Source organism: Bradyrhizobium sp. B097 (assembly GCF_038957035.1).
Classification (GTDB): Bacteria; Pseudomonadota; Alphaproteobacteria; order Rhizobiales; family Xanthobacteraceae; genus Bradyrhizobium.
In genome coordinates, this window is record NZ_CP152412.1 from 4,862,738 (window position 1) to 4,887,672 (window position 24,935).

The 24,935-nt window shown below is 64.8% G+C and carries 24 protein-coding genes; 8 read left to right on the forward strand and 16 right to left on the reverse strand.

Annotation, left to right across the window (positions count from 1 at the left end):
- Nucleotides 1-165: 165 nt before the first annotated feature.
- Nucleotides 166-672, reverse strand: coding sequence for a cupin domain-containing protein (locus tag AAFG07_RS22960; RefSeq protein ID WP_342722158.1), 507 nt, complete (start codon nucleotides 670-672; stop codon nucleotides 166-168).
- A 37-nt stretch (nucleotides 673-709) separates the two neighbouring features.
- Entirely contained in the window at nucleotides 710-1,189 is a 480-nt protein-coding gene (locus tag AAFG07_RS22965) for a carboxymuconolactone decarboxylase family protein (RefSeq protein ID WP_342722159.1), read from the reverse strand.
- Between the two features lie 83 nt (nucleotides 1,190-1,272).
- Between AAFG07_RS22965 and AAFG07_RS22970 the strand changes: the two genes are divergently transcribed.
- Together AAFG07_RS22970 and AAFG07_RS22975 are read left to right on the forward strand one after the other, a co-directional pair.
- The gene (locus AAFG07_RS22970; protein WP_342729220.1) at nucleotides 1,273-1,845 is read left to right on the forward strand and encodes a MarR family transcriptional regulator; all 573 of its coding nucleotides are present in this window, start codon (nucleotides 1,273-1,275) and stop codon (nucleotides 1,843-1,845) included.
- Nucleotides 1,846-1,900: 55 nt separating this feature from the next.
- A complete protein-coding gene (locus AAFG07_RS22975) occupies nucleotides 1,901-3,133 on the forward strand; it encodes a lytic murein transglycosylase (protein WP_342722160.1) in 1,233 nt (410 codons plus the stop codon).
- A 207-nt stretch (nucleotides 3,134-3,340) separates the two neighbouring features.
- Here the strand turns inward: AAFG07_RS22975 and AAFG07_RS22980 are convergent, their stop codons facing one another.
- The 7 genes from AAFG07_RS22980 to AAFG07_RS23010 all read right to left on the reverse strand — a co-directional run bounded on the left by AAFG07_RS22980 (nucleotide 3,341) and on the right by AAFG07_RS23010 (nucleotide 11,170).
- The gene (locus tag AAFG07_RS22980; RefSeq protein WP_342722161.1) at nucleotides 3,341-4,153 is read right to left on the reverse strand and encodes a glucose 1-dehydrogenase; all 813 of its coding nucleotides are present in this window, start codon (nucleotides 4,151-4,153) and stop codon (nucleotides 3,341-3,343) included.
- Between the two features lie 18 nt (nucleotides 4,154-4,171).
- The gene (gene recJ / locus AAFG07_RS22985; RefSeq protein WP_342722162.1) at nucleotides 4,172-6,013 is read right to left on the reverse strand and encodes a single-stranded-DNA-specific exonuclease RecJ; all 1,842 of its coding nucleotides are present in this window, start codon (nucleotides 6,011-6,013) and stop codon (nucleotides 4,172-4,174) included.
- Between the two features lie 153 nt (nucleotides 6,014-6,166).
- Nucleotides 6,167-6,886, reverse strand: a complete 720-nt coding sequence (locus AAFG07_RS22990) for a haloacid dehalogenase type II (protein ID WP_342722163.1) — start codon at nucleotides 6,884-6,886, stop codon at nucleotides 6,167-6,169.
- A gap of 124 nt (nucleotides 6,887-7,010) precedes the next feature.
- Complete coding sequence (gene glpX / locus AAFG07_RS22995) at nucleotides 7,011-8,009, reverse strand: class II fructose-bisphosphatase (RefSeq protein ID WP_173643387.1); 999 nt, start codon at nucleotides 8,007-8,009, stop codon at nucleotides 7,011-7,013.
- A gap of 80 nt (nucleotides 8,010-8,089) precedes the next feature.
- Entirely contained in the window at nucleotides 8,090-9,409 is a 1,320-nt protein-coding gene (locus AAFG07_RS23000; RefSeq protein ID WP_342722164.1) for a homoserine dehydrogenase, read from the reverse strand.
- Nucleotides 9,410-9,446: 37 nt separating this feature from the next.
- A complete protein-coding gene (locus AAFG07_RS23005; RefSeq protein ID WP_342722165.1) occupies nucleotides 9,447-10,667 on the reverse strand; it encodes an LL-diaminopimelate aminotransferase in 1,221 nt (406 codons plus the stop codon).
- 215 nt (nucleotides 10,668-10,882) lie between these two features.
- The gene (locus AAFG07_RS23010) at nucleotides 10,883-11,170 is read right to left on the reverse strand and encodes a hypothetical protein (protein ID WP_342722166.1); all 288 of its coding nucleotides are present in this window, start codon (nucleotides 11,168-11,170) and stop codon (nucleotides 10,883-10,885) included.
- Between the two features lie 294 nt (nucleotides 11,171-11,464).
- Between AAFG07_RS23010 and phaC the strand changes: the two genes are divergently transcribed.
- Entirely contained in the window at nucleotides 11,465-13,273 is a 1,809-nt protein-coding gene (phaC, locus tag AAFG07_RS23015; RefSeq protein ID WP_342722167.1) for a class I poly(R)-hydroxyalkanoic acid synthase, read from the forward strand.
- A gap of 109 nt (nucleotides 13,274-13,382) precedes the next feature.
- Complete coding sequence (locus tag AAFG07_RS23020) at nucleotides 13,383-13,781, forward strand: MAPEG family protein (RefSeq protein WP_212317462.1); 399 nt, start codon at nucleotides 13,383-13,385, stop codon at nucleotides 13,779-13,781.
- Between the two features lie 41 nt (nucleotides 13,782-13,822).
- Here the strand turns inward: AAFG07_RS23020 and AAFG07_RS23025 are convergent, their stop codons facing one another.
- The 6 genes from AAFG07_RS23025 to AAFG07_RS23050 all read right to left on the reverse strand — a co-directional run bounded on the left by AAFG07_RS23025 (nucleotide 13,823) and on the right by AAFG07_RS23050 (nucleotide 19,268).
- Nucleotides 13,823-14,416 (reverse strand): class I SAM-dependent methyltransferase, encoded by a 594-nt coding sequence (locus tag AAFG07_RS23025; protein WP_342722168.1) that lies wholly within the window; start codon nucleotides 14,414-14,416, stop codon nucleotides 13,823-13,825.
- A 16-nt stretch (nucleotides 14,417-14,432) separates the two neighbouring features.
- Nucleotides 14,433-15,413 (reverse strand): N-acetyl-gamma-glutamyl-phosphate reductase, encoded by a 981-nt coding sequence (gene argC, locus AAFG07_RS23030; protein ID WP_342722169.1) that lies wholly within the window; start codon nucleotides 15,411-15,413, stop codon nucleotides 14,433-14,435.
- A 121-nt stretch (nucleotides 15,414-15,534) separates the two neighbouring features.
- A complete protein-coding gene (gene argC, locus AAFG07_RS23035; protein ID WP_342722170.1) occupies nucleotides 15,535-16,581 on the reverse strand; it encodes an N-acetyl-gamma-glutamyl-phosphate reductase in 1,047 nt (348 codons plus the stop codon).
- On the reverse strand, nucleotides 16,578-17,252 hold the full coding sequence (locus tag AAFG07_RS23040) for an FMN-binding negative transcriptional regulator (protein ID WP_342722171.1): 675 nt from the start codon (nucleotides 17,250-17,252) through the stop codon (nucleotides 16,578-16,580). The genes argC (AAFG07_RS23035) and AAFG07_RS23040 overlap by 4 nt, the downstream gene beginning before the upstream one ends.
- 342 nt (nucleotides 17,253-17,594) lie before the next feature.
- Nucleotides 17,595-18,584 (reverse strand): MBL fold metallo-hydrolase, encoded by a 990-nt coding sequence (locus AAFG07_RS23045; RefSeq protein ID WP_342722172.1) that lies wholly within the window; start codon nucleotides 18,582-18,584, stop codon nucleotides 17,595-17,597.
- Nucleotides 18,585-18,737: 153 nt separating this feature from the next.
- The gene (locus tag AAFG07_RS23050) at nucleotides 18,738-19,268 is read right to left on the reverse strand and encodes a DedA family protein (RefSeq protein ID WP_212317468.1); all 531 of its coding nucleotides are present in this window, start codon (nucleotides 19,266-19,268) and stop codon (nucleotides 18,738-18,740) included.
- Nucleotides 19,269-19,456: 188 nt separating this feature from the next.
- Between AAFG07_RS23050 and AAFG07_RS23055 the strand changes: the two genes are divergently transcribed.
- The 4 genes from AAFG07_RS23055 (at nucleotide 19,457) to AAFG07_RS23070 (ending at nucleotide 24,005) form a co-directional block, all read left to right on the forward strand.
- The gene (locus tag AAFG07_RS23055; RefSeq protein ID WP_342722173.1) at nucleotides 19,457-19,825 is read left to right on the forward strand and encodes a hypothetical protein; all 369 of its coding nucleotides are present in this window, start codon (nucleotides 19,457-19,459) and stop codon (nucleotides 19,823-19,825) included.
- A gap of 128 nt (nucleotides 19,826-19,953) precedes the next feature.
- The gene (gene parE / locus AAFG07_RS23060; protein WP_207839516.1) at nucleotides 19,954-22,014 is read left to right on the forward strand and encodes a DNA topoisomerase IV subunit B; all 2,061 of its coding nucleotides are present in this window, start codon (nucleotides 19,954-19,956) and stop codon (nucleotides 22,012-22,014) included.
- Between the two features lie 229 nt (nucleotides 22,015-22,243).
- Nucleotides 22,244-23,035, forward strand: a complete 792-nt coding sequence (locus AAFG07_RS23065) for a porin family protein (RefSeq protein ID WP_342722174.1) — start codon at nucleotides 22,244-22,246, stop codon at nucleotides 23,033-23,035.
- A 199-nt stretch (nucleotides 23,036-23,234) separates the two neighbouring features.
- Complete coding sequence (locus tag AAFG07_RS23070; protein WP_342722175.1) at nucleotides 23,235-24,005, forward strand: glucose 1-dehydrogenase; 771 nt, start codon at nucleotides 23,235-23,237, stop codon at nucleotides 24,003-24,005.
- 74 nt (nucleotides 24,006-24,079) lie between these two features.
- On the opposite strand, the gene AAFG07_RS23075 is transcribed toward AAFG07_RS23070, so the two are convergent.
- Nucleotides 24,080-24,856, reverse strand: a complete 777-nt coding sequence (locus AAFG07_RS23075) for an outer membrane beta-barrel protein (RefSeq protein WP_342722176.1) — start codon at nucleotides 24,854-24,856, stop codon at nucleotides 24,080-24,082.
- Nucleotides 24,857-24,935 lie beyond the last annotated feature (79 nt).

Below are 24,935 nucleotides of genomic sequence, written 5' to 3' on the forward strand. Positions count from 1 at the left end.
AGCGGCGAAATCGCATTGCGGTCGTCACCGCCGCGCCATCAATCACCGCGCCCAATTGCGCTTGCAAGGTCCAGTTTGCTGCGGACTTCACAGCAAACTGGTCCAGTGCGCGGCGGCGCGCGCGATCTGCGGAATTGGACCGGTGTCGATCGGAATTGCCGGCGGCTATTCCAGCATCGTGGTCAGCTGCGCACCTTCATCCGCGACGAACACCGCGATCAATTCCGCCGGCTCCGTGGTGCTCGCATTGGCCGAGACCATGTGGGTCGAGCCCGGCGGCTCGAAGAAGGATTGGCCGACCTTGAAGGTTTCGACCGGCCCGCCGCCGAGTTGGGAGCGGATCTCGCCCTTGGTGATGTAGGCGGTCACCGAGCCGGAATGGTGGTGCGGCGGCGTGAAGCCGCCGGGACCATAGAACACGCGCACGACGGTGACGCGCTTGCCCGCCACGTTCGGCAGCGCATGCGAGGTGATGACCTCGACCTTGTCGAGCGGCGATGCCGCATTGGCGCTCGCGCAGAGTGGCGCGATCACCGCGGAGATCGCATCCATCGGGGTCGGCAGCGCCTTGCCGATCACGAAGGCCGAAGCCAGTCCCGCAAGCACGGCCAGCAAGACCGGCCGCGGCGGCCGCGCGCATGAAACAGATGGTGTCATCGCCATCGAACTCATCGGTTGTCCTCCCCTGTCAATTGCCGTTCGATCCGTCTCACGAAGCCACCGCGGCTGCACGCTGCCGGCGCGGCGGCGGCGTCCAGCGATAGGCGGCGCCGAACCGGTTCCAGACATTGATCGAAGCGATCGCCGAGGTCAGGTAGGTCAACTCCTTTTCGGAGAACTCAGCAGTGGCCTCCGCATAGACCTCGTCGCTGACGCCGTTCGGCAGGGTCGTGAGCGCCTCGGTCCAGGCCAGCGCTGCGCGCTCGCGCGCCGAGAACTGCGGCACCTCGCGCCACACCACAACGAGGTTGAGCTTGTCGACGGGGACGCTGAGGCTCTCGCCTTGCAGGATGTGATACTGCACGCAGAAGGCGCAGCCGTTGATCTGCGAGGCGCGCAGCTTGACCAGTTCGAGCAGCTGCTTGTCGAGACCGGCCTTCGCCGCGAACTGGCCGAGGTCACGCACGACGGCGAAGACATCGGGGGCGAGCTTCTCGAAGTCGGTGTATTCCTTGCGGGCATGTGACATTGGCTTGGCCTCATGTTATCAGTGCACTGACATATTATCAGAGCTCTGATCTTGAGCAAGACGCAGACATTCGCAAAGGCAACATGGCGGGAATGCAGAAACGAGGGAAATCCGGCGCAACCGGGCGGCGCCCGGCGGGGAAAGCGGCGGCGGGCAAGGTTGCGATCGGGGCAGGATCAGTCGCAGACGCCCTGCCCACCTCCGCCGTCCCGCCGCCCGGCGAAGGCAAGCGCGGCGAACAGGGCTATCTCGCCTACCTGCTGCGCCAGGCGAATGCGGCCTCGCGGCTGTCGATGGAGCGTGAGCTGGCAAGCCTCGGCGTCACCTCCCCGCAATTCGTCGTGCTGACGATGCTGAAAGCCTATCCGGGCCTCTCGGGCGCCGATCTGGCCCGGGTGGCATTCCTGACGCCGCAGACCGTCAGCGTGATCATCCGCAACCTCGAGCGCGACGGCGCGATCCGCAAGACGCCGCACCCGGTCCACGGCCGGGTGCTGCAATGGACGCTGACCAGCCATGGAACCGCGCTGCTGGAGAAATGCAGGCATATCGCCCAGGCCCAGGAGCGCCGGCTCGCCGCCGGCCTCAACGCCAAGTCGGAACAGATTGTCCGGCAATGGCTGTCAAAAATCGCCACAGATTTGCAAGATACATAGCTCCTGCGGCGGCGTGGCTTTTGGCTCACCCGATCGGCGCCGCTACACTGGCCCGATGAAACAGCCTGATTCTTTGAAATCCCCTGCCCGCCGCGCCGTCCTGAAGGCGGCGCTCGCGGCTGGCGTGACACTGGGCACTCCGCTCGGCGCGCTGGCCGCCGCGCCTCCGGGCTTCGACCAGTGGCGCGACAATTTTCGCGCTCGCGCATTTGCAAAAGGCATCTCCGAGGCGACCTGGAATCGCTGCATGGGTCGGGTCGAGCCCGACATGAGCGTGTTCAAGCAGATGCGCAACCAGCCAGAATTCCACGAGCAGATCTGGCAGTACATCAACCGCCGCGTCTCGGACTGGCGCGTCATCCACGGCCGCGAGGCGCTGAAGAAGAACGAGGCGCTGTTCGCCCGCATCGAGCGTGACTTCGGCGTCGAGCGCGGCACGCTGCTCGCGCTGTGGGGCGTCGAGTCAGCCTATGGCGATCCGCTGGTGCAGCAGAACCACATGACGCCGGTGTTTCCCTCGCTTGCGGCGCTCGCCTGGAACGAGCCGCGCCGCAAGGCCTATTGGGAGACCGAGCTGATCAACGCGATGAAGATCGTGCAACGCGGCTGGAGCACGCCGGAGGAGATGAACGGCTCCTGGGCCGGCGCGATGGGCCATTCGCAGTGGATGCCGGAAGTCTGGCTCAATGTCGGCTTCGACTATGACGGCGACGGCAAGGTCTCGCCGTTCGGCCGCCCCGACGACGCGCTCGGCTCGACCGCGAAATATCTGGTCAATCGCGGCAAGTGGCACCGCGGCGAGCATTGGGGCTACGAGGTTCGCGCGACCGGCGGCGCCAGCGGCAGCCGCACCTACGCGGCCTGGGCCAGCGCAGGGGTGACCCGCGCCGATGGCCAGCCGTTTCCGCAGCCGAACGCGTCGGCGCAGCTCTGGATCCCGGTCGCGGGCGGCCCGGCCTTCCTGCTCGGCCCGAACTTCAATTCGGTGAAGAGCTACAATCCGTCGATGAACTACGCGCTGGCGATCTGCCATCTCGGCGACCGCTGTCTCGGAGGGCCGCCCTTCATCCAGCCGTTCCCGGGCTCGGAGCGCGCGCTGACGCTCGCCGAGGTGCAGGAGATGCAGACGCGGCTGACCAAGGCCGGCTTCGACACCGGTGGCACCGACGGCCGCGTCGGCAACGACACCATGCAGGCGATCAAGGATTTCCAGACCAGGACCGGCCTGTTGCCCGCCGACGGTTACGGCGGGCTCAAGGTGCTGGCGCGCCTGCGGCAGGGCGGTTAGCTCGCAGCACATACTCCGCGTCGTCCCTGCCTAGTGCGCAATTGCGCACGGGAGCAGGGACCCATAACCACAAATGATGATTGTTGCACACCGCTGGAACAACAAGTCCCGTTCACAACATCGGCCGCGGAGTATGGGTCCCTGCTTTCGCAGGGACGACGACGGTTGGGATGCGAATCGCCGCTCAACTCCTCGCAATAACGGAGACTATTTCGGTTGCCGCACCACGCCGCCGGCATTCATGCCGCCGTCAATCACGAGCTCGGTGCCGGTGACGTAGCGCGACGCATCCGAGGCGAGATAGAGCACGCCTTGCGCGATCTCGATCGCCTGGCCGGCGCGGCCGAGCGGCGTGGCGAACCTTGCGCGCTCCTCCGGATCGATCGGTGCGTTCTGGCCGGCGCCCGTCGCGCCGGTTGGAATCTTGCCCCAGATCGGCGTGTCAATGATGCCGGGATGCACGGAGTTGACGCGGATGCCGTCGTTCACCTGCGCGCATTCCATCGCGATCGATTTGGCGAACAGCCGCACGGCGCCCTTGGTCGCGCTGTAGCCGGAGAGCGTCGCCGCACCGCGCAGGCCGGCCAGTGACGACATCATGATGATCGAGCCGCCGCCATGCTTGCGCATCAGCGGCAGCGAATGCTTCACCGACAGGAATACACCGTCGAGATTGATGGCGGTCTGCCGGCGCCAGTCTGCGAGCGACATCTCGACGATCGACGGCGCTCCGATGCCGATGCCGGCGTTGGAGGCCATGATATCGAGGCGGCCGTAGCGCTTGCCGATATCGGCGACCACCTCGATCCAGCGTTCCTCGCTGGTGACATCCTGCGGCAGGAAGACGACCTCGCGACCAGCCTTCTTGAGCCGCGCGGCGAGCTCGGGTCCCCTCAACTCGTCGATGTCGGTCGCAACAACCGTCGCGCCTTCCTGCGCGAACAATTCGACGATGGCCTCGCCGATACCCGACGCGCCGCCAGTCACCAGCGCGACCTTGCCTTCAACCTGTCCTGCCATGTCCACTCCCAACGTTTCTTATTTGATCACCGCCGGGCCCTGATCCGGTACCGCGACGTCGAGCACACGGAATTGCACACGTTCGGTGCCTTGCCAACGGTCGACTGCAAGGGAGCCCGCCACGTGCAATTGCTGGCCGCGATTTTGCGTCAAGGCGCTGCCGAGCTTCTGTCCGACCGAGCGGAATGCGATACCGTTGACGATGGAACCGTCGCCGGACTTGAAGCGCAGCCGCAAATGCGCCTGCCCGACCTCGTCGGCATAGACCAGCTGATGCGACGGCAGCGCGATCACCGGCTCGGGATTGGCGGCACCGAACGGACCTGCGCGATTGAGCGTCGCGGCGAACTCCGGCGTCACCGCGCGCGCGGTGACGGCGCCATCGATAAACAGCTCGTTCTCGTGGCGCGAGTTGGCGACGTCAGCCGCCAGCGCGCTCTCCATGTAGGCGCGGAATTCGGCGAGCTTCTCCTTGCGCAGCGTGACGCCGGCCGCCATTGCGTGCCCGCCACCTTTCATCAGCAGTCCGTCATGCACCGCCTGCCGCACGGCCTTGCCGATATCGACGCCGCCGATCGAGCGGCCCGATCCGGTACCGATGCCGCCCGGCTCCAGCGCGATCGCAAAGGCCGGCCGCGCGAACTTCTCCTTCAGCCGCGCCGCGACCAGCCCGACCACGCCGGGATGCCAGCCTTCCGCCGCTGTGACGATCACCGCGCCCTTGTCCTCGAGGCCGAGCGAGGCCAGCGCTTCGGCTTCGGCCTGCGCCTCGGCCGCCTGCTCGATCACCCGCCGTTCGCCATTGAGGCGATCGAGTTCGGCCGCGATCCGCGCCGCCTCCGAGACATCGCCTTCGAGCAAAAGCCGCACGCCGAGATCGGCACGACCGATGCGGCCGCCGGCATTGATGCGCGGGCCCAGCATGAAGCCGAGATGCCAGGCCTCCGGCGGGCCATTGAGCCGCGCCACATCCATCAGCGCGGTGTGGCCGACATGGTCGCGGCGGCGCATCGCGATCAGGCCCTTGGCGACAAAGGCCCGGTTCAGCCCGATCAGCGGCGCCACGTCGGCTACGGTGCCGAGCGCGACATGATGCAGCACGCTGAGCAGATCGGGCTCCGGCATCTCGCGGGTCCAGAAGCCGCGCTGGCGCAGCTCGCGGTTCACGGCGACCAATGTGACGAACACCAGGCCGACGGCCGCGAGGTGGCCGAGGCCCGAGAGATCGTCGGGCCGGTTCGGATTCACCAGCGCGTCGACCTCGGGCAACTCATCGCCGGTCTGGTGATGATCGATCACCACCACCGACATGCCGAGCTTCTTGGCTTCCGCCAGCGGCTCGATACTGGTGGTGCCGCAATCGACCGTGACCAGCAGCGTCGCGCCCTTGGCCGCCAGGGCGCGGACGGCGTCGACATTCGGACCGTAACCTTCGAAGATGCGGTCGGGAATGTGGATCAGTGGATCCAGCCCACAATGGCGCAGATGCCAGGTCAGCAGCGCCGCCGAGGTCGCGCCGTCGACGTCGTAGTCGCCGAAGATCGCGACCTTCTCGCCGCGCACCGCAGCGTCGGCGATCCGCTTGGCCGCATGCTCCATCTCGGTGACGGTGTGCGGGTCCGGCATCAGCTTGCGGATGGTCGGGTCGAGGAAGTCGGCGACCTCGTCGAGCGCGACGTCGCGGCCGGCCAGCACGCGCGCCAGCATTTCCGGCAGATTGTGCCGCTGCACGATCGCGAGCGCCCGCGCCGCCCCGCGCGCGTCCAGCCGGTCGCGCCAGAGCTTTCCGGTCAGCGACCGCGCCACGCCAAGGAACGCCTGTGGCGCCTCGACGGGCAGTGCGGATGCGTGGAGCGTCATGATCCCTTCTGGAGCCAGAGCGTGTTCGAGCGAAATGGGCGGCGGTTCGCGTGACGAAAACGCGTCAAAACAAGTCGAGGGCTTCGGTTCTGCCCAATCAGAACCGACCCTCCAGGACGGAATCGTAACGCTTCGATGACGAGCAGACCAGTTCTAGCAGCCCATTCGGGTGGCGATTTCCCCGAAATCCTTGGCCACGATGTCCCATTCGCCGGTGGCTTCGAAATCGACTTTCTGCAACGGACCGTATTCGGTCGGCCGCGCGACGAACGCCGTCTTCAGGCCGTGCTTCTGCGCGTGCTTGAGATCGTAATTATGCGCGGCAACCATCATCACCTGCTCCGGCGGCAGGCAGAGCAGCTTCGCCGCGCCGAGATAGGTTTCCGGATCGGGCTTGTAGTGCTCGAACAGCTCGGCCGACATCACGAGGTCCCACGGCAGACCAGCGAACTTCGCCATGTTGGTGAGCAGCGCGACGTTGCCGTTCGACAGCGGCGAGATGATGTATTTGCTCTTCAGCCGGGTCAGGCCGGCGACGCTGTCGGGCCATCCGTGCAGCCGATGCCAGCCCAGCGTCAGGTGGTGCAGGTCGGCCTCGGTGAGCCCCTTGACGTCGAACTGCGCGACCAGCTTCTCCAGCGAGCGGCGGTGCAGGACGTCAAGGATGACGTAGCCGTTCTGCGGGTTCTTGCGCACCTCGTTCATCGAGGCCGCATAGACCGCGCGCCAGCCGTCGACCAGCGCGGTCCAGTCGGCCTTGATGCCTGACGTCTCGCCCCATTTGGTGAAGTCGTTGATCAGACTGGTGCGCCAGTCGACCACGGTTCCGAACACGTCGAACACCAGTGCCTTGACGCCGGAAAGATCGGACATGGGTGCCTCGCGCTTTTGTTGTTCTTATTTCTTGGTCGTCATTCCAGGGCGCGCGCAAGCGCGAACCCGGAATCTCGGGGTTCCGGGTTCGATGCTGCGCATCGCCCCGGAACGACAGCAGTCATCAATCCAGGTGGAATTTCTCCAGCTGGCGGTGCTCGGCCTTGATGTAGCGCACGGTGCCGGTGACCGAGCGCATCACGACCGTCTCGGTCTCGATCACGTCCTTCTTGAACTTCACCCCTGAAAGCAGCGAGCCGGTGGTGACGCCGGTGGCGGCGAACAGGCAGTCGCCCCTCGCCAGATCCTCGATGCCGTAGATCATCTTCGGATCGGTGACGCCCATCTTGTGCGCGCGCGCGCGCTTCTCCTCGGTGTCGAGGATCAGGCGGCACTGCATCTGGCCGCCGATGCAGCGGAGCGCGACCGCGGCCAGCACGCCCTCGGGCGCGCCGCCGGTGCCGATATACATGTCGACGCCGGTCTCATCGGGCTTGGCGCAGTGGATGACGCCGGCGACGTCGCCGTCGGTGATCAGCTGCACGGCAGCGCCGGTCGAGCGCACGCCGTTGATGATGTCGGCATGGCGCGGACGGTCGAGCACCAGCACGTTGATCGCGCTGGGATCGACACCCTTGGCCTTGGCGAGCCGGCGGACATTGTCGGCCGGCGGCGCGTCGAGCTCGATCACGTTCTTGGCGTAGCCCGGGCCGATCGCGATCTTCTGCATGTAGACGTCGGGCGCGTGCAGCAGCGTGCCGCCATCGGCCATCGCCATGGTGGCGATCGAGCCCGGCATGTTCTTGGCGCACAGCGTGGTGCCTTCGAGCGGATCGACGGCGATGTCGACCTTGGGACCGGCATTGAGGCCGACCTTCTCGCCGATGAACAGCATCGGCGCCTCGTCGCGCTCGCCCTCGCCGATCACGATGGTGCCCTCGATCGGCAGCTTGTTGAGCTCGCGGCGCATCGCGTCGACCGCGGCCTTGTCGGCAGCCTTCTCCTGGCCGTGGCCGCGCAGCCGCGCGGCCGACACCGCCGCGCGCTCCGTCACGCGCACGATTTCGAGCGTCAGGATGCGCTCGAGCAGCATCTGCGGCGGAACGGAAATATGGGTCGACATCGGCGTACTCCTTAAAGCCTCGGGGACAGGCCAGCCTGCCCGCATCAATCGTCTCACGCCCGACCCGTTCAGGTCATGCGTTAGTTTTTCTCGATCCGGATCACCTGCGGCCGGCCGCTGATGACCTTATCGCGCTGCACTGCGGCCAGCGCACGATGCACCGCATCCTCGCTGGTCGCGTACGTAATCAGAATGACCGGGACCGGTGAAGGTTTTTTGGCTGCACCGTTCACATCGACGCCATCCGGATGCCGTTGCACGATGGACTCCAGAGATATCTTCTGTTCCGCGAGCCGCGTGGCGATTGTTGCGGCAGTGCCTGCAAGATCGCGCGCCATCAGGCGGATATAGTAGCCACCCTCGTGGCGTTCCATCGGCGCCTTGGTGGTGTCGCGCAACCGCTCCACCGGACGCCCGAACGGCTTGGCACGAATGCCGCGGGCGACATCGGCGATGTCGGCGACCACGGCCGAGGCCGTCGCGCCGCCGCCGGCACCGGGACCGACCAGCGTGATCGGGGGAATCCCCTCGCCGTCGATCGCCACCGCGTTGGTCACGCCCATCACCTGCGCTATCGAGGATGATTTCGGCACCATGGTCGGATGCACGCGCTGCTCAATGCCCTTTGCCGTGCGCACGGCAACGCCGAGCAGCTTGACGCGGTAGCCGAGTTCCGCGGCGGCCTTGAGGTCTTCCGGCGTGATCGAGGAGATGCCTTCGACATAGACCGCGCTTTCGGCGACCTTGGTTCCGAAGGCGAGGCTCGCCAGGATCGCAAGCTTCTGCGCGGTGTCGTGACCATCGACGTCAAATGACGGGTTGGCTTCGGCGTAGCCGAGACGCTGGGCGTCCTTCAGGCATTCTTCGAACGACAGGCCCTCCTGCTCCATCCGGGTTAGGATGTAATTGCAGGTGCCGTTGAGGATGCCGTAGACGCGGTTGACGCTGGTGCCGGCGAGGCCCTCGCGCAGCGTCTTGATGACCGGGATCGCCGCGCCGACCGCCGCCTCGAAATTCAGCGCACCGCCGTGCTTTTCGGCGGCGGCGGCAAGCCGCAACCCGTGCTTGGCGATCAGCGCCTTGTTGGCGGTCACGACCGACTTGCCGGCCTTCAGCGCGGTCTCGATCGCGGAGAGCGCGGGATCGCCGGCGCCGCCCATCAACTCGACGAAACAGTCGATATTGGGATCCTCGGCCAGCGCCTGCGGGCTCTTCGCCCACGCGATGCCGCGCAGGTCGAGGCCGCGCTTCTTGGCTTTCGAGCGCGCGGTGACGGCGACGACGCGAATAGCGCGGCCGCTGCGCTCGGCCAGCGCCCGTCCTTGCGTTTCGATGAGGCGGACGACATCGGCACCGACGGTGCCGAGCCCCGCTATGCCCACGTTCAGGGGTGCGACCATGGATTTAAGGGACCTGGAGATTAAGCAACCTGGAGGATTAGCGCCGGTTGGCGAGAGGAACGACGTTGTGCAACGTTTCGATGCCGCTTTCAAGGAAGCGGCGTACGCCGCGCGCGGCCTGCCGGATGCGCTGCTCGTTCTCCACCATCGCGATGCGGACATAGCCTTCGCCATGCTCGCCGAACGCGACGCCGGGCGACACCACGACGCCGGATTTCTCCACCATCAGGGTTGCGAACTGCATGCTGCCGACCGCCTCGAACGCCTTGGGCAGCGGCGCCCAGGCGAACATCGAGGCCTGCGGCGGCGGAATGTCCCAGCCGGCGCGGCCAAATGACTCAACCAGCGCGTCGCGGCGCTTGCGGTAGGTGTCGCGCATCTCGCGGATGCAGTCCTCGGGACCGTTCAGCGCGGCGGTCGCCGCCACCTGGACCGGCGTGAAGGCACCGTAATCGAGATAGGATTTGACCCGCGCCAGTGCTGCGATGATGCGCTCATTGCCGACCGCAAAGCCCATGCGCCAGCCGGCCATCGAGAACGTCTTCGACATCGAGGTGAATTCGACGGTGACGTCGAGCGCACCGGGAACCTGCAGCACCGACGGCGGCGGATTGTTCTCGTCGAAATAGACTTCTGCGTAGGCCAGATCGGACAGGATGAAGATGTCGTGCTTCTTCGCGAACGCGACCAGATCCTTGTAGAAGTCGAGGTCCGCGACATAGGCGGTCGGGTTCGACGGATAGCAGACGATCAGTGCGATCGGCTTCGGAATCGAATGCTGGATCGCCCGCTCGACCGCCTCGAAGAACTGCGGCGTCGGCTCCGACGGCACCGAACGGATCACGCCGCCCGCCATCAGGAAGCCGAACGCATGGATCGGGTAGCTCGGATTCGGGCACAGCACGACGTCGCCGGGCGCGGTGATCGCCTGCGCAACGTTGGCAAACCCCTCCTTCGAGCCGAGCGTCGCGACCACCTGGGTATCGGGGTTCAGCTTGACGCCGAAGCGGCGGCCATAATAGGCGGCCTGGGCCTTGCGCAGGCCGTTGATGCCACGGGAGGCCGAGTAGCGGTCGGTCCGCGGCTTGCCCAGCGTCTCCTTGAGCTTCTCGATCACATGCGGCGGGGTCGGCAGGTCCGGGTTCCCCATGCCCATGTCGATGATATCGGCCCCGGCATTGCGCGCGGCCGCCTTGGCCTGGTTGACCTTTTCAAAGACGTAAGGCGGCAGACGGCGAATGCGGTAAAAATCTTCCATGGGACCCTTGCTCCGACAACCGCAATGCCAGAATCGTCCCCCTTTGGTTCGCTGCCGAAGCCGGCTCGGCCTCTTACAGAAATCGCACTGAATCAATGATTTAGAGCGAATTCAGGCGCACGGTCTGGGGACAGCGGCCGGATCTGCGGTTGAATTGGGTTTCTTTTAGCACGGACGCCGGGCGGCGCCAGCGCTGATCGGCCGATCTCGCGCGCTCACTTCCCGCTTTGGGCTGCCGTCGCGGCCTGAGCCTGGGCCTGGCGATCACGCGCGGCAACCAGCTCCTGCTCGATCTTGGCCTGATCCGCCGGCTTGATCGTCGGATCGGCGCGGTCGGGTGGAATATCGTGCACCGGGAGGTAGCCGTTGGCATCCTTTTGCCGCGCCGGCGCATCGGCCGGCATGGCCATATCGGCGATCATGCTCGAGCACCCGCTCAGCGCCAGCATCGACGCGAGCAGCGCTGCGGCCGCGAGCCCCCTGTTCATTCGATCGATCGGCATGCGCCGAATTGTCCCCAACAAGCTAGCGCGCAGGTCGCACATTGCCGACACGGGTCGCACTGGTACGAGCCTTGCAGCGTCCCCGCTGCATCTAATCCTGGCTTTAGCCGTTTCAAACCATTGTCGCCCGAAACGCTTAAAGCGTGAACACCAAAAGCGACCCCTGAGGCTTCAATATGACGGAACAAAGATTTTTTTATCGCACCGCAACAGAGCGAAACATCGGCTTTTGACCGATTCTCGCTACCGCACCGCGCGATGACGCCCTCCAAACGACGCGATATTGTCCCTCAGATGAGCAACGTCAGTACCGACACCCAAGCCGCCCCGAAATTCAACGCCGAAGCCTTCGCCATGAACATCGCGCGGGCGATGGAGAGCAGCGGCCAGGCGCTGGCAGCCTATCTCAAGCCGCGCCAGACCGGGGAAGTCCGCGACAAGCCGCCGAACGAGCTCGGTGAGGTCATCAAGACCTTCAGCGTGATCGCCGAATACTGGCTGGCCGACAAGGAGCGCGCCTCCTCGCTGCAGATGCAGCTCGGCAAGGATTACCTCGATCTCTGGGGATCGGCCGTGCGCCGCATGGCCGGCGAAGCCGATGCCAAGCCCGCGATCGCGCCGGCCCCGCGCGACAAGCGCTTCCAGGATCCGGAGTGGAAGTCGAATCAGTTCTTCGACTTCATCCTCCAGCTTTATCTGCTGACCGCGAAATGGGCGCAGCAGCTGGTCCACGATGCCGACGGAATCGATCCGCATACCCGCAAGAAGGCCGAATTCTACGTCCAGCAGATCACCAACGCGCTGGCGCCGTCGAATTTCGTGCTGACCAATCCGGAAGTGCTCCGCGCCACGGTCGAGACCAATGGCGACAATCTGGTCCGCGGCATGAAGATGCTGGCCGAGGATATCGAGGCCGGCCACGGCACGCTGCGGATCCGCCAGTCCGATTCGGCCAACCTTGAGGTCGGCATCAACATGGCGACGACGCCGGGCAAGGTGATCTACCAGAACGAACTGATGCAGCTGATCCAGTATTCGCCGGCGACGGAGAACGTGCTGCGCACGCCGCTCCTGATCGTGCCGCCATGGATCAACAAGTTCTACATCCTCGATCTGCGCCCTGAGAAATCCTACATCAAATGGTGCGTCGACCAGGGCATCACGGTGTTCGTGATCTCCTGGGTCAACCCGGACAAGGAGCTCGGCAAGAAGACCTGGGCCGATTACATGGCCGAAGGCCCGCTCATGGCGATGGACGTAATCGAGAAGGTCACCGGCGAGATGAAGGTGCACACCGCCGGCTATTGCGTTGGCGGCACCATGCTCGCCTCGACGCTCGCCTATCTCGCCGAGAAGCGCCGCCAGCGCGTGACGTCGGCGACGTTCTTTGCCGCGCAGGTCGACTTCACCCACGCCGGCGACCTTCTGGTGTTCGTCGACGAGGATCAGATCTCGGCGCTGGAACGCGACATGCAGGAATCCGGCGTGCTCGAGGGCAGCAAGATGGCGATGGCCTTCAACATGCTGCGCTCGAACGACCTGATCTGGTCGTATGTCGTGAACAATTATCTGAAGGGCCAGCCGCCCTCCTCGTTCGACCTGCTGCACTGGAATTCGGACGCGACGAGGATGCCGTCGTCGAACCACTCCTACTATCTGCGCAACTGCTATCTGGAGAACCGGCTGTCGACCGGCACGATGGTGCTCGACAACACGCTGCTCGATCTGTCGAAGGTGAAGGTGCCGGTCTACAACCTCGCCGCACGCGAGGATCACATCGCGCCGGCGGAATCGGTGCTCTACGGTTCGCAGTTCTTCGGCGGCCCGGTGAGATATGTGCTGTCCGGCTCCGGCCACATCGCCGGCGTGGTCAATCCGCCCGCATCGAAGAAGTACCAGTACTGGACCAACGACAACATCAGGGACATCAAGCTCGCCGACTGGCTGAAGGGCGCCGAGGAGCACAAGGGTTCATGGTGGCCCGACTGGCGCGGCTGGCTGGAAAGCCATGATCCGGAGACGGTGCCGGCGCGCATCGTGGGCTCGAACGGGGTGTCGGCGCTCGAGGACGCTCCGGGCAGCTATGTCCGCGTCCGCGCGTAGCGCCAAGTCTTCTCGTAACGTAAAGTCTTCGCGTAGCGCCAAGTCTTCCGCTCAGCTATAAACAGATGATCCCGACGGTCGGGAATCGAATTGACGTGAGGGGGAGACGATGACGCGCGAACTGTTCTGGCTGTCGCTGACGGTGATCCTGACCGGGCTGCTGTGGATTCCCTACATCATCAACCGCTGCCAGGTGCGCGGCCTCTCCGGCGCCATGGGCAATCCCACGCGCAACGACAAGCCACACGCGGAATGGGCCAACCGGCTGATGTTCGCCCATGACAACGCGGTCGAGAATCTCGTGATCTTCGCGCCGCTGGTCTTGATCCTCAACGCGGCCGACTATTCCACCAAATGGACGGTGCTGGCCTGCGCCGTCTATTTCTGGGCCCGCGTCGCGCATCTGATCGTCTACACGCTCGGCCTGCCAGTGTTCCGCACCCTGGCCTTCACGGTCGGCTTCATCGCCCAGGCGGTGCTGGCGCTCGCGATCTTCAAGATCGTCTGAGCAACACATTCGCGCCGGCGGCGGTGACGGCCGCGCCGGCGCTACTCCTCGCCCTTGCGCACCACGATATGCAGCATCGTCGCGGGCGCCTCGTCGAAACTCTTGATCTCGCTGGTGTCGGACGAGACCTGGACCCACGCCCCTGACGCGGCGTAGGTCGCCGCCAGCCAGTCGGCCGCGGGATAATTGTAGTAGCGGCCGATGCTGTCGCGGCCATCGCCATGGCCGATCTTGTAGCTCGCGTAGAAGATGCCACCGGGTTTCAGCGCGCGATGGATGCGACCGAGGATGCCGGCCAATTCGTCGCGCGGCACATGCAGCAGGCACGCGCTGGCCCAGACGCCGTCATAGGCCTCCAGGTCCTCGAGCTCATCGAACAGCATCGCCTCGACGGGATGGTTGATGCGCCGCGCCGCGACCTCAGCCATCTCGGGGGACCCGTCGGTCGCGCGCAGCACGAAGCCCTCGGCAAGCATGACGGCGGCATGATTGCCGGCGCCGCAGCCGAGTTCGAGGATCGCGCCGCCCGGCGGCAGCAGCTTGAGAAAACCGATCAGCCGGGCGGACGGTGCTTTCGCCCACCCGGCATAGGCCTCGGCATTGCGCCGGTAGAATTGCAGCGTGGCGTCATCCACGATGCGCACCTCGCCGTCAGCTGTCGGCCAGCCCGAGCATCAGCCGCATGTTCTGGACCGCGGCACCCGAGGCGCCCTTGCCCAGATTGTCGAGCCGGGCGACCAGCACGGCCTGGCGGTGCTTGTCGCTGGCGAAGACATAGAGCTCGAGCTGGTTGGTCTCGTTGAGCGCTTCCGGCTCGATCCGCCCGTCCTTCGCCGCTTCGTTTTGCAGCGGCATCGCCGAGACGTATTTGCTGCCGGCATACCACTTCGCCAGAACAGCCTGCAGGTCGGCACCAGTCGGCTTGCCCGGCAGCGCATCGAGTTGCAGCGGCACCGAGACCAACATGCCTTGCCTGTAGTTGCCGACCGACGGGATGAAGATCGGCCGCCGCGTCAGATGCGAGTAAAGCTGCATCTCCGGCACGTGCTTGTGCTCGAAGCCGAGGCCATAGAGCTCGAAGGCCGGCGCCGAGCCGTCCTCGAAGCTTGCGATCATCGACTTGCCGCCGCCCGAATAGCCGCTCACCGCGTTGACGGTGACGGGATAATCCGCAGGCAGCAGGCCGGCATCGACGATCGGCCGCAGCAGCGCGATCGCGCCGGTCGGATAGCAGCCCGGATTGGAGACTTTCCGCGCGTTGCGGATCTTGTCGGCCTGGTCGGGCGCCAGTTCGGCGAAACCGTAGGCCCAGTCGGGCGCAACGCGATAGGCGGTCGAGGCATCGAGCACCTTCGGCGCCGAATTGCCCATCGTGTCGATCAGCGCGACGGTCTCCTTGGCGGCCTCGTCAGGCAGGCAGAGGATCACGAGATCCACCTCCTCCATCAGCGCACGCTTGGCGCCTGTATCCTTCCGCTTGTCGTCGGCGATGTGCTTCACCGCGACGTCACCGATCGCGTGCAGCCGCTCCTGGATGCCGAGGCCGGTGGTGCCGGACGCCCCGTCGACGAACACGGTTGCCTTGGTCGCACCGCTCTTGGTTTTCGGCTGGTTGGTCTCGGTGACGGTCATGGCATGCTCCTTTCGAGTTCGTTCGTTTCGTTTGCTAACACATCTGGCCGCATCTGCGCCGCCAATCCGGGGCTGTTATCGCTAGATTGAGCGCGTCCTCGTCCACGACAACAACCCCCGCTCACGGAAACAGCGCGATCTGCTCCAGCCCGGTGGTTTCGGGCAAGCCGAACATCAGATTCATATTCTGGATCGCCTGTCCGGCCGAACCCTTCACAAGATTATCGAGCGTCGAGAGCACGATGGCGCGGTTCTTGATCCGGTCGGCGACGACGCCGATCTGAACGTAATTCGAACCGCGCACGTTCTGCGTCTGTGGCAGCACGCCCTTCTTCGTCACATATATGAACGGCTCGTTGGCGTAGGCCTTTTCCAGCTCGGCGCGCAAATCGTCCGGCGTAGCCCCGTTCAGCTTGACGTAGGATGTGCAGAACTCACCCCGCGCCATCGGAATGAGATGCGGGGTGAAGTTCACTGTCACAGCCGAGCCAGCGGCTGCGCCGATCTCCTGCTCGATCTCCGCCGAGTGTCGATGGCTTCCGATCGAATAGGGCGACAACCCTTCGCCGGCCTCGCTGAACAGCGTGTTCTGCTTCAGTCCGCGCCCGGCGCCGGTGACGCCCGACTTAGCGTCGATGATGATATCGTCGACGTCGATCAGCTTTGCCTTCGCCAGCGGAACAAGCGCCAGCAGCACCGCCGTCGGATAGCAGCCGGGACAGGCCACCAGCCGCGCGGCCGTGACCTTCTCCCGATAGAGTTCGGTCAGCCCATAGACGGCCTCGTCCTGCAATTCGAGCGCCCGGTGCTCGTGGCCGTACCATTGCGCGTAGCTGTCTTTGTTGCGCAGCCGGAAATCCGCGGACATATCGAGGATCTTGATCCTGGGATTGGCTTTCAGCACCGCGGCGATGATCTCTTGCGTCGTCCCATGCGGCAGTCCGCAGAACGCGGCATCGAGCCGCGTCCAGTCGACTTTTTCCCATTCCACGAGTTTTGGCAGGTCGAGCATGAAGAAGTGAGGAAACACCTCGCTCATCGCCTTGCCGGCATGGGTGTTAGCGGTAAGCGCGGTGATTTCAGCATTCGGGTGCCGCGCCAACAGGCGCACCGCGTCGGCGCCGGTGTAGCCGGACGCGCCTAAAATTCCGATTTTCTTCTTCGTCATTGCTCGCTCCTCGGAAGCGTAGTCATCTCGGCCTGTATCATCGCGAAAGCCTGCGGGCGCACCTCGCGCATCAAAGCCGCGATGTTCCGGGCACCCGCTTCGGCCTGCAATGCGAGCATGTTGCCGACCGCCGCGAAATCGGTCTCAGACTTGTGCTGGTTCAGCTTGAAACTGCCCTCCACCTCTTCCACCGTCATCTCGAAGCCCACGATGGCCTTCTTCATTGCTTCCAGCCGCGCGGCGGTCATCTTGCCCGACACCCACGGCTTTTTCGGCAGCAGCCGGTCCTCGAACTTGGCGCTCAGCACGTCGATCTGAACGGCAAGTTCCTCGTCCGACAGGGTCCGCACCGGCCCGGTCAGATGCACGGCCTGATAAAGCCAGGTCGGCACTTGATCGGGCGACACATACCAGTCCGGCGACACATAGGCATCCGCGCCGGTGACGGCCAGCAGCCAGGGGCCCCCGTGCGCCAGCTTTACCAGCGGATTGTGACGGGCAACATGAAACAGCGCCCGCGGCGTGCCGTCGGCGGCGTAGCTCAAATAGAACGGCAGCGCGGAGGCGATCGGCTTGCCGCCGTCGCACGCGCAGACGATGCCGAAACCGCGCGCTTCCGCGAACGCAAGGCTCGCGGCGCGGTCAGGCTTGAAGGGCGGTGGCGTATACATGATCGAAACTCCTGCGTGACGAAGGAGCCGCCAGATCGAACCGCGTGTCTTTTTTCAGGAGAGCGCCGCGGGAGAATATCCGGCGGCAGAGGCGATGGTCTTAAACGCGAGCGACCGCCGATACCGCGAAAATGCGGCGGCGGCGGGCGATGATGATGGTCGCGGCGTTGATCATGGGCGCGGCTATAAGGCCGCGCCCGTTTTGCGTCAAGGTTTGCTTTCGCAATTCCGGGGCGCGCCCTGCGCGCGAACCTCAGATGCGCAATTGCGCATCGGGGAATCCAGGGATTGCGGCGCGAGATTCCGGGCTCGATGCTAAGCATCGAGCCCGGAATGACGAACCTAAATCGACGGATTCCACGGCGCCGGCACGACGCGGTAGCCGTTGCCGTCCTTGACCACGTTGCCGAGGCCCGGGAACGGATAGTGATAGCCCTGCACCTGGAGCCGCTCCGCGACCACCATGTCGTAGATGCGGCGGCGGGTCTTCTCCGCCACGTCGCCGTCCTGGTCGAAGAACGCATGCCAGCCGGGATTGGCCGCGAACAGGTTCGGATTGTTGGTGACGTCGGACTGGATGAAGACCTTGTCCGCCCCCGAAGCCAGCACGTAGGAGGTGTGGCCCGGCGTGTGGCCGACGGTCTCGACCGAGGTCAGGCCCGGTGCGATCTCCTTGCCCCACTCGTAGGGCGTGACCTTCTTCTTCAGGCCGGCCTCGAAGATATTGCGGTTGTTCTTGAACAGGCCCTGCATGCGGCCGGCCGGCGCCCGGCTCATCTCGCCGTCATCCATCCAGAACTTCCATTCGGTCGCCGGCACCAGCACTTCGGCATTCGGGAACGCCGGCGTGCCCTCGGCCGTCAGCAGGCCGTTCACGTGGTCGGTATGGAAGTGCGAGATCACGACCATGTCGACATTCTTCGGGTCGAAGCCGGCCGCGGCGAAATTGTCGGCGAACTGGCCGCTAGCGCCCTTTGTGCTGGCTTTCGCCAGCGCGCCATTGCCGGTGTCGATCACGACCAGCTTGCCGCCGGTGTTGAGCACGAGCGGCGCGTACCAGATCGACACCAAGTCGCGCGGCATGAAGGCCTTCTCCAGCGCCGCGTTGATATCGTCCCGCTTCGCATTCGGGATGAAGGAATCTTCCAGCTTGAAGACATTCTTGCCGTCCGACACCGCGGTGACCAGCATGTCGCCGACCTTGTAGCGATAGAAGCCGGGCGCCTGCTTGTCGGCGGCGGGCGCTGCGGCTACCGCGGGAACGGCGGGCAACAACGGTGCGGCGGCGATGCCGGCAGCGCCTGCGAGAGCGTGGCGTCGTGTCAGTTCCATCTGATGTCCTCCCAGTGTAACAATGCTGCGCCCGGCGGAGCCGCGTCCGCCGCGGTGAGTTTTGCTCAGCGTTTTGACAGTCGTGCGAAGACGGTTGTGCAAGCAATTGTTCTTCCGCCTAACCCCTGCATCGTAGCGATATTCCTGAAGTCGTTACACCGCCCGCCACATCCACTCGACGACCTGGCCGATGACGTCGCCGAACAGCAGCAGCGCGGCCGACCAGACCAGCGCCGAGACGAAATTGGCGATCTGGAATTGCCAGTACGACATCTCGAAAATGCCGGCGGCAAGCGGCACCGAGGCGCGCAGCGGGCCGAAGAAACGGCCGATGAAGATGCTGGGCACGCCCCAGGTCTTCACGAAGGCCTCGCCGCGCGGCAGGATCTCCGGATAGCGCGACAGCGGCCACATCTGCGCGACCTGCTCCTTGTAGCGATAGCCGAACCAGTAGGAGACCCAGTCGCCGAGCGCGGCGCCGATGCCGCCCGCGATCCAGATCGGCCAGAAACTGATCCCGCTGACGCCGATCAGGGCGCCGATCGCGACCAGCGCACCCCAGGCGGGCACCAGCAACGAGATGAAGGCGAGCGATTCAGCGAACGCCAGCAGCATGACGATCGGAGCGGCCCAGGCCTGGTGATGGCGGACGAATTCGGCCAGGGCCCGCGCAAAGTCTTCCATCTCGTCGAGTGCCCTCCGCTGCGTTGAAAACTGAATGAACCTTTGTAGCGGCACACAGCCTAAGAACAGGTAAGCCAGCCCATTGCGTGACATCAAGTCACAAAGGCGGGGATCAAACGTGATTTCCGGTAAGGCCCCTGCGGTCCGGGCTGGCTGGCACCTCCCTCATAAGAAAAAGGAATCACTGGATGATCGGGTCACTGATGATGTGCGTCGGCGTTCTCGTCTTGTTGTTCGGAATGCTCGCGGGCATCGCCATGGGTATCCAGCACGACTTCACGTTGGGGCCGGCGCATGCGCATCTCAATCTCGTCGGCGGCGTGCTGCTGTTCCTGTTCGGCCTGTACTACCGGCTGGTGCCGGCGGCAGGAACCATGTTGCTCGCCAGGATCCAGGGCTGGCTGCATATCGTCGGCGGCATCCTGTTTCCGGCTGGCGTTGCCGCCGTGTTGCTGAAGGGTCCGGCGTTCGAGGCGGCGCCGATCGTGGGATCGCTGATGGTGGTCGCCGCCATGGCCCTGTTCACGGTCGTTGTATTCCGCACCGCGCGGGCGTAATCGCAGGCTCCTATCTACACAGGCGGCCGGGCCCTCACGGCGCGGCCGCCCCCATTTGGCAGCCCATCCGTGGCATAGTCAGAGCAACCGATTCGCTGCGCCCAGATCGGCGCACCACTTGAAAAACCATGTCCAAACCACTGAAATCAAACGCCAAAAGTAAATCTGCCGACGATCTGTTTGGCGCCCCGGAGCCGAAGGGACGCGCCCCGGCGAAGGCTGCTTCCCGGCCCACGGGAAGCGCCGAAGCCGGCTACACGGCGGCTGATATCGAGGTGCTGGAAGGGCTGGAACCGGTCCGCCGGCGGCCCGGCATGTATATCGGCGGCACCGACGAGAAGGCGCTGCACCATCTGTTCGCCGAGGTGATCGACAACTGCATGGACGAGGCCCTCGCCGGCCACGCCACCTTCATCGACGTGGAGTTGACCACCGACGGCTTCCTGACCGTGACGGACAATGGCCGCGGCATCCCGGTCGATCCGCATCCGAAATTCCCGAAGAAGTCGGCGCTCGAAGTCATCATGTGCACCCTGCATTCGGGCGGCAAGTTCGACTCCAAGGTCTACGAGACTTCGGGCGGTCTGCACGGTGTCGGCGTCTCCGTGGTCAATGCCCTCTCCTCACGGCTCGAGGTCGAGGTCGCGCGCAGCGGGCAGCTGCACCGCATGACCTTCGAGCGCGGCCATCCCAAGGGCAAGCTCGAAGACCTCGGCAAGATCAACAACCGCCGCGGCACGCGCATCCGCTTCAAACCGGACACCGATATTTTCGGCGCCAAGGCGGCCTTCAAGCCGCAGCGTCTGTTCAAGATGACGCGCTCGAAGGCGTATCTGTTCGGCGGCGTCGAAATCCGCTGGCGCTGCGACCAGGAGCTGTTGAAGGGCGTCGAAGATGTCCCGGCGGAAGCCAAGTTTCACTTCCCTGGCGGCCTGAAGGACTATCTGGCCGCGGCGATCCATGCCGACACGCTGGTGCATCAGGATATCTTCTCCGGCAAGTCCGGCCGCAGCGGCGCGCATGGCGCCTGCGAATGGGCGGTAGCCTGGACGGCCGATGCTGATGGCTTCCTGTCGTCCTACACCAACACGGTGCCGACGCCCGATGGCGGCACGCATGAATCGGGTCTGCGCAGCGCACTGCTGCGCGGCCTGAAGGACCACGCCGAGCGCGCCGGCCAGGGCAAGCGCGCGGCCTCCATCACCTCCGAAGACGTGATGGTGGGCGCGGCCGTGATGCTCTCGGTGTTCGTGCGCGAGCCTGAATTCCAGGGCCAAACCAAGGACCGCCTCGCCACCGCCGAAGCGCAGCGCATCGTCGAACAGGCGATGAAGGATCCGTTCGACCACTGGCTGTCAGGCAATCCGAACCAGGCCAACCGGCTGCTCGACTTCGTGATCGATCGCGCCGAGGAACGGCTGCGCCGCCGCCAGGAAAAGGAAACCGCGCGCAAGACCGCCGGCAAGAAGCTGCGTCTTCCCGGCAAGCTCGCGGATTGCTCCGATGCCGGCACCGAAGGCTCCGAACTCTTCATCGTCGAAGGCGACTCGGCCGGCGGCAGCGCCAAGCAGGCACGCGATCGCAAGACACAGGCCGTGCTGCCGCTGCGCGGCAAGATCCTCAACGTCGCCTCTGCCGGCAAGGACAAGCTGACCGCCAACGCGCAGCTCTCCGATCTCGTGCAGGCGATCGGCAGCGGTACGCTCGCGCACTACCGCGAAGAGGATCTGCGCTATCAGCGCATCATCATCATGACCGACGCCGACGTCGACGGCGCGCACATCGCATCGCTCCTGATCACCTTCTTCTACCGGCAGATGCCGCGGCTGATCGACGAAGGGCATCTCTATCTGGCGGTGCCGCCGCTCTACAAATTGAAGCACGGCACCAAGTCGGTTTACGCGCGCGACGACGCCCACAAGGAAGAGCTGCTCAAGAGCGAATTCAACGCCAACGCCAAGGTCGAGGTGAACCGCTTCAAAGGCCTCGGCGAGATGATGCCGGCGCAGCTGAAGGAGACCACGATGGATCCGGCCAAGCGCACGCTGCTGCGCGTGGTGCTGCTTGCCGACGATCGTGAGGGCACCGCCGACTCGGTCGAGCGGCTGATGGGCACCAAGGCGGAAGCCCGCTTTGCATTCATCTCCGACAAGGCCGAATTCGCGAGCGACGATTTGCTTGACGTTTAGGCCCCAACCAGCTGATTTAAAATGATTTTATGGCCGCCCCCAGATCGGGGCGGCCGTTTTCATTTCGCGCTTTCGGAGAGTGCTTGCGGTTTCGTTTTCGGGCGGTTGTGTCTCACCCGCAACAGCATTTGCGGCGGAACCACGTATAGTCCCAGCATGAGTTTCGGGAATCGGTGCCATCGCGCCCCCGTCAGCGACCCGATCGAACGCTAAAGTCGAGGATTTGGATATGAAGAAGATTTTGCTCGCTCTGACCGCGGTTGCTGCGATGACGGGTTCCGCGTCGGCTGCCGATCTGGCCGCCCGCCCCTACACCAAGGCTCCTGCCCCGATCGCGGTGGCGCCGAGCTGGACCGGCTTCTACATCTTCGGCGGTGGCGGCGGCGGCGTCTGGGACGCTGACACCGGCGTCCAGTCGACCACCACGGGCGCGCCGATCCTCGGCTTCAACCAGCGCCAGGGCGGTGATGGCTGGTACGGCACCGTCGGTGCCGGCTACGACTGGCAGACCGCCAACAGCTGGGTCATCGGCGTGTTCGCCGACGGCCAGTTCGGCAGCCTGAAGGGCACGATCCAGGATCAGGGCCTCGGAATCGCCGGCAACATCAAGAACGACTACAGCTGGGCCGCCGGCGCGCGCCTCGGTTATCTGGTCGCTCCGAACGTTCTGTCCTACGTCAACGCCGGCTATTCCAACTCGCACTGGAAGGGCACCACGCTGTTCAACACCGCCACTGCTCTCCCGGTGGGTGGACACACCGACGGCTTCGATCGCAGCGGCTGGTTCGTCGGCGGCGGCGTCGAGAACAACCTGAACATCTTCGGCATCACCGCGCCGGGCTGGTTCATGAAGACCGAGTACCGCGCCGCTTACTACGACAACAAGAACATCTCGGAACTCGCCGACGTCACCAACATCTCGAACGGCCGCGACATCACCTTCAAGCCGCTCGTGCAGACCATCAGCACCTCGCTGGTCTACCGCTTCAACTGGACCGGTCCGGTTGTTGCCAAGTACTGAGCTGATTACTGATCCCTGCTGACTTGGCAGACGAAAAGCCCCGGTATTGTCCGGGGCTTTTTTGTTGCCTGAACGCAGTCGAGAACGATTCTCGCGCGCACGCCTCTTCGCGCAGGGCCGACCGGCCGCGCCCGATCTGGTCAGCGCCCTGACGATCGGGCACTCTCTCCGCAGGTTCAAACCATAGCGGACAATAACAATGAGAAACGGACAGTTTGATCTCTCGGGCCGGGTCGCGATCGTCACCGGCGGCAATGGCGGCATCGGGCTTGGCATGGCGCGCGGCCTGGCGGATGCCGGCGCGGCGGTTGCCGTGGTCGGCCGCAACGAGGCGAAATCGAGGGCTGCCGTCGAGGATCTCGGCCAGCGTGGTGTCAAGGCGATCGCGGTGGCAACCGACGTGACCGACAAGGCCGCCGTCGCGGCGATGGTCGAGCGGGTCATCGGTGAGCTCGGCCGGATCGACATCCTCGTCAACAACGCCGGCATGAGCATCCGCAAGCCGCCGCACGAGCTCGAGCTCGACGAGTGGAGCAAGGTGATCGACACCAACCTCACCAGCGCCTTCCTGTGCTCGAAGGCGGCCTATCCGGCGCTCAAGGCGTCGGGCCACGGCAAGATCATCAATATCGGCTCGATGATGTCGATCTTCGGCGCGAGCTTCGCTGCGGCCTATGCCGCGAGCAAGGGCGGCATCGTGCAGTACACCCGCGCCTGCGCCAACGCCTGGGCCCCAGACAACATCCAGGTCAACGCCATCCTTCCGGGCTGGATCGACACCGATCTGACGAAGGGCGCGCGCCAGCAGGTCGCCGGGCTGCACGAGCGCGTGCTCGCACGCACGCCGGCGGCCCGCTGGGGAGCCATCGACGACTTCTCAGGGATCGCCGTGTTCCTGGCCTCGCCGGCGTCGGACTTCGTCACCGGCACCGCGATCCCGGTCGACGGCGGCTATTCGGTGATGGCCTGAAAACACAGGATCCATGAAACACAAGAGCCCCGGCATTTGCCGGGGCTCCTGCATCCTGTTCGCCTCAGTGTCGTTCAGTAGCGCGCGATGACCGGCGCGTCGAACTTGTAGTTCATCCGCACCACCGCCCACTGGATATCGCGCGGCTTGGCGTCGAACGTATAGGTGCCCGCCGCGGTGCCGGCGAGCTGATAGGTCTGACGCTCGAAGGCGGCGTAGTTGTATTCGACGCCGATGGTCCAGTTGCGGGTGATGCCGTATTCCCAGCCGGCGCCGACCGTCCAGCCGCTGGCCCAATGGGTCTGGCTGCCGGAGCCGGTTGCCGGCGGAAGGTTGTCGACGACGGACAGGCGGTTGTTCACGCCGGCATAGCCGCCCTTGAAATAGAGCAGATTGTTCTGGATCGCGTAGCCGGCACGACCGACGATCGTTGCCATGACGTTCGAGCGCCAGCTGAATTGATCGTCGCGGCCGACGCCGAACACCGTGTTGGTGACGCGGCCGGAATTGTCGAGCCCGGAGATCGTGCCCTCGACGCCGAACACGAAGTTGTTGGCCTGCCAATTGTAGCCGATCTGACCGCCACCCATGAAACCCGAGCCGCGTTGCCGAAAGCCCTGGCCGGGTGCGAGATCGCCGAACGCCGTCGTGTTTGCGCTGTTGACCCACTGCTCGTTGGTCCAAGCGCCGCCGAGATGGCCTCCAATGTAGAAGCCGGACCAGTTGTAGAGCGTTTCTACATAGGCCGGCGCCTTGGTGTACGGACGGGCGGCAAGGTCGGCGGCCGATGCAGCACCGACGCCGAGCGCTGTGGTCACGGTCAGCGCGGCAATGAATTTGGCATGAGACATGGTGGCATCCCCAGATTGTCTGATGGGGATGAGCTTTCCCAGAGAGACCCTTACCAAAAGCAAACCGCGGGAACCGGCC

What these genes read in the sequence shown, in the direction of transcription:
- AAFG07_RS22960 (WP_342722158.1), bottom strand. Translation starts at nt 672, where the DNA reads ATGAGTTCGATGGCGATGACACCATCTGTTTCATGCGCGCGGCCGCCG.
- AAFG07_RS22965 (WP_342722159.1), bottom strand. Translation starts at nt 1,189, where the DNA reads ATGTCACATGCCCGCAAGGAATACACCGACTTCGAGAAGCTCGCCCCC.
- AAFG07_RS22970 (WP_342729220.1), top strand. Translation starts at nt 1,273, where the DNA reads ATGGCGGGAATGCAGAAACGAGGGAAATCCGGCGCAACCGGGCGGCGC.
- AAFG07_RS22975 (WP_342722160.1), top strand. Translation starts at nt 1,901, where the DNA reads ATGAAACAGCCTGATTCTTTGAAATCCCCTGCCCGCCGCGCCGTCCTG.
- AAFG07_RS22980 (WP_342722161.1), bottom strand. Translation starts at nt 4,153, where the DNA reads ATGGCAGGACAGGTTGAAGGCAAGGTCGCGCTGGTGACTGGCGGCGCG.
- recJ (WP_342722162.1), bottom strand. Translation starts at nt 6,013, where the DNA reads ATGACGCTCCACGCATCCGCACTGCCCGTCGAGGCGCCACAGGCGTTC.
- AAFG07_RS22990 (WP_342722163.1), bottom strand. Translation starts at nt 6,886, where the DNA reads ATGTCCGATCTTTCCGGCGTCAAGGCACTGGTGTTCGACGTGTTCGGA.
- glpX (WP_173643387.1), bottom strand. Translation starts at nt 8,009, where the DNA reads ATGTCGACCCATATTTCCGTTCCGCCGCAGATGCTGCTCGAGCGCATC.
- AAFG07_RS23000 (WP_342722164.1), bottom strand. Translation starts at nt 9,409, where the DNA reads ATGGTCGCACCCCTGAACGTGGGCATAGCGGGGCTCGGCACCGTCGGT.
- AAFG07_RS23005 (WP_342722165.1), bottom strand. Translation starts at nt 10,667, where the DNA reads ATGGAAGATTTTTACCGCATTCGCCGTCTGCCGCCTTACGTCTTTGAA.
- AAFG07_RS23010 (WP_342722166.1), bottom strand. Translation starts at nt 11,170, where the DNA reads ATGCCGATCGATCGAATGAACAGGGGGCTCGCGGCCGCAGCGCTGCTC.
- phaC (WP_342722167.1), top strand. Translation starts at nt 11,465, where the DNA reads ATGAGCAACGTCAGTACCGACACCCAAGCCGCCCCGAAATTCAACGCC.
- AAFG07_RS23020 (WP_212317462.1), top strand. Translation starts at nt 13,383, where the DNA reads ATGACGCGCGAACTGTTCTGGCTGTCGCTGACGGTGATCCTGACCGGG.
- argC (WP_342722169.1), bottom strand. Translation starts at nt 15,413, where the DNA reads ATGACCGTCACCGAGACCAACCAGCCGAAAACCAAGAGCGGTGCGACC.
- argC (WP_342722170.1), bottom strand. Translation starts at nt 16,581, where the DNA reads ATGACGAAGAAGAAAATCGGAATTTTAGGCGCGTCCGGCTACACCGGC.
- AAFG07_RS23040 (WP_342722171.1), bottom strand. Translation starts at nt 17,252, where the DNA reads ATGTATACGCCACCGCCCTTCAAGCCTGACCGCGCCGCGAGCCTTGCG.
- AAFG07_RS23045 (WP_342722172.1), bottom strand. Translation starts at nt 18,584, where the DNA reads ATGGAACTGACACGACGCCACGCTCTCGCAGGCGCTGCCGGCATCGCC.
- AAFG07_RS23050 (WP_212317468.1), bottom strand. Translation starts at nt 19,268, where the DNA reads ATGGAAGACTTTGCGCGGGCCCTGGCCGAATTCGTCCGCCATCACCAG.
- AAFG07_RS23055 (WP_342722173.1), top strand. Translation starts at nt 19,457, where the DNA reads ATGATCGGGTCACTGATGATGTGCGTCGGCGTTCTCGTCTTGTTGTTC.
- parE (WP_207839516.1), top strand. Translation starts at nt 19,954, where the DNA reads ATGTCCAAACCACTGAAATCAAACGCCAAAAGTAAATCTGCCGACGAT.
- AAFG07_RS23065 (WP_342722174.1), top strand. Translation starts at nt 22,244, where the DNA reads ATGAAGAAGATTTTGCTCGCTCTGACCGCGGTTGCTGCGATGACGGGT.
- AAFG07_RS23070 (WP_342722175.1), top strand. Translation starts at nt 23,235, where the DNA reads ATGAGAAACGGACAGTTTGATCTCTCGGGCCGGGTCGCGATCGTCACC.
- AAFG07_RS23075 (WP_342722176.1), bottom strand. Translation starts at nt 24,856, where the DNA reads ATGTCTCATGCCAAATTCATTGCCGCGCTGACCGTGACCACAGCGCTC.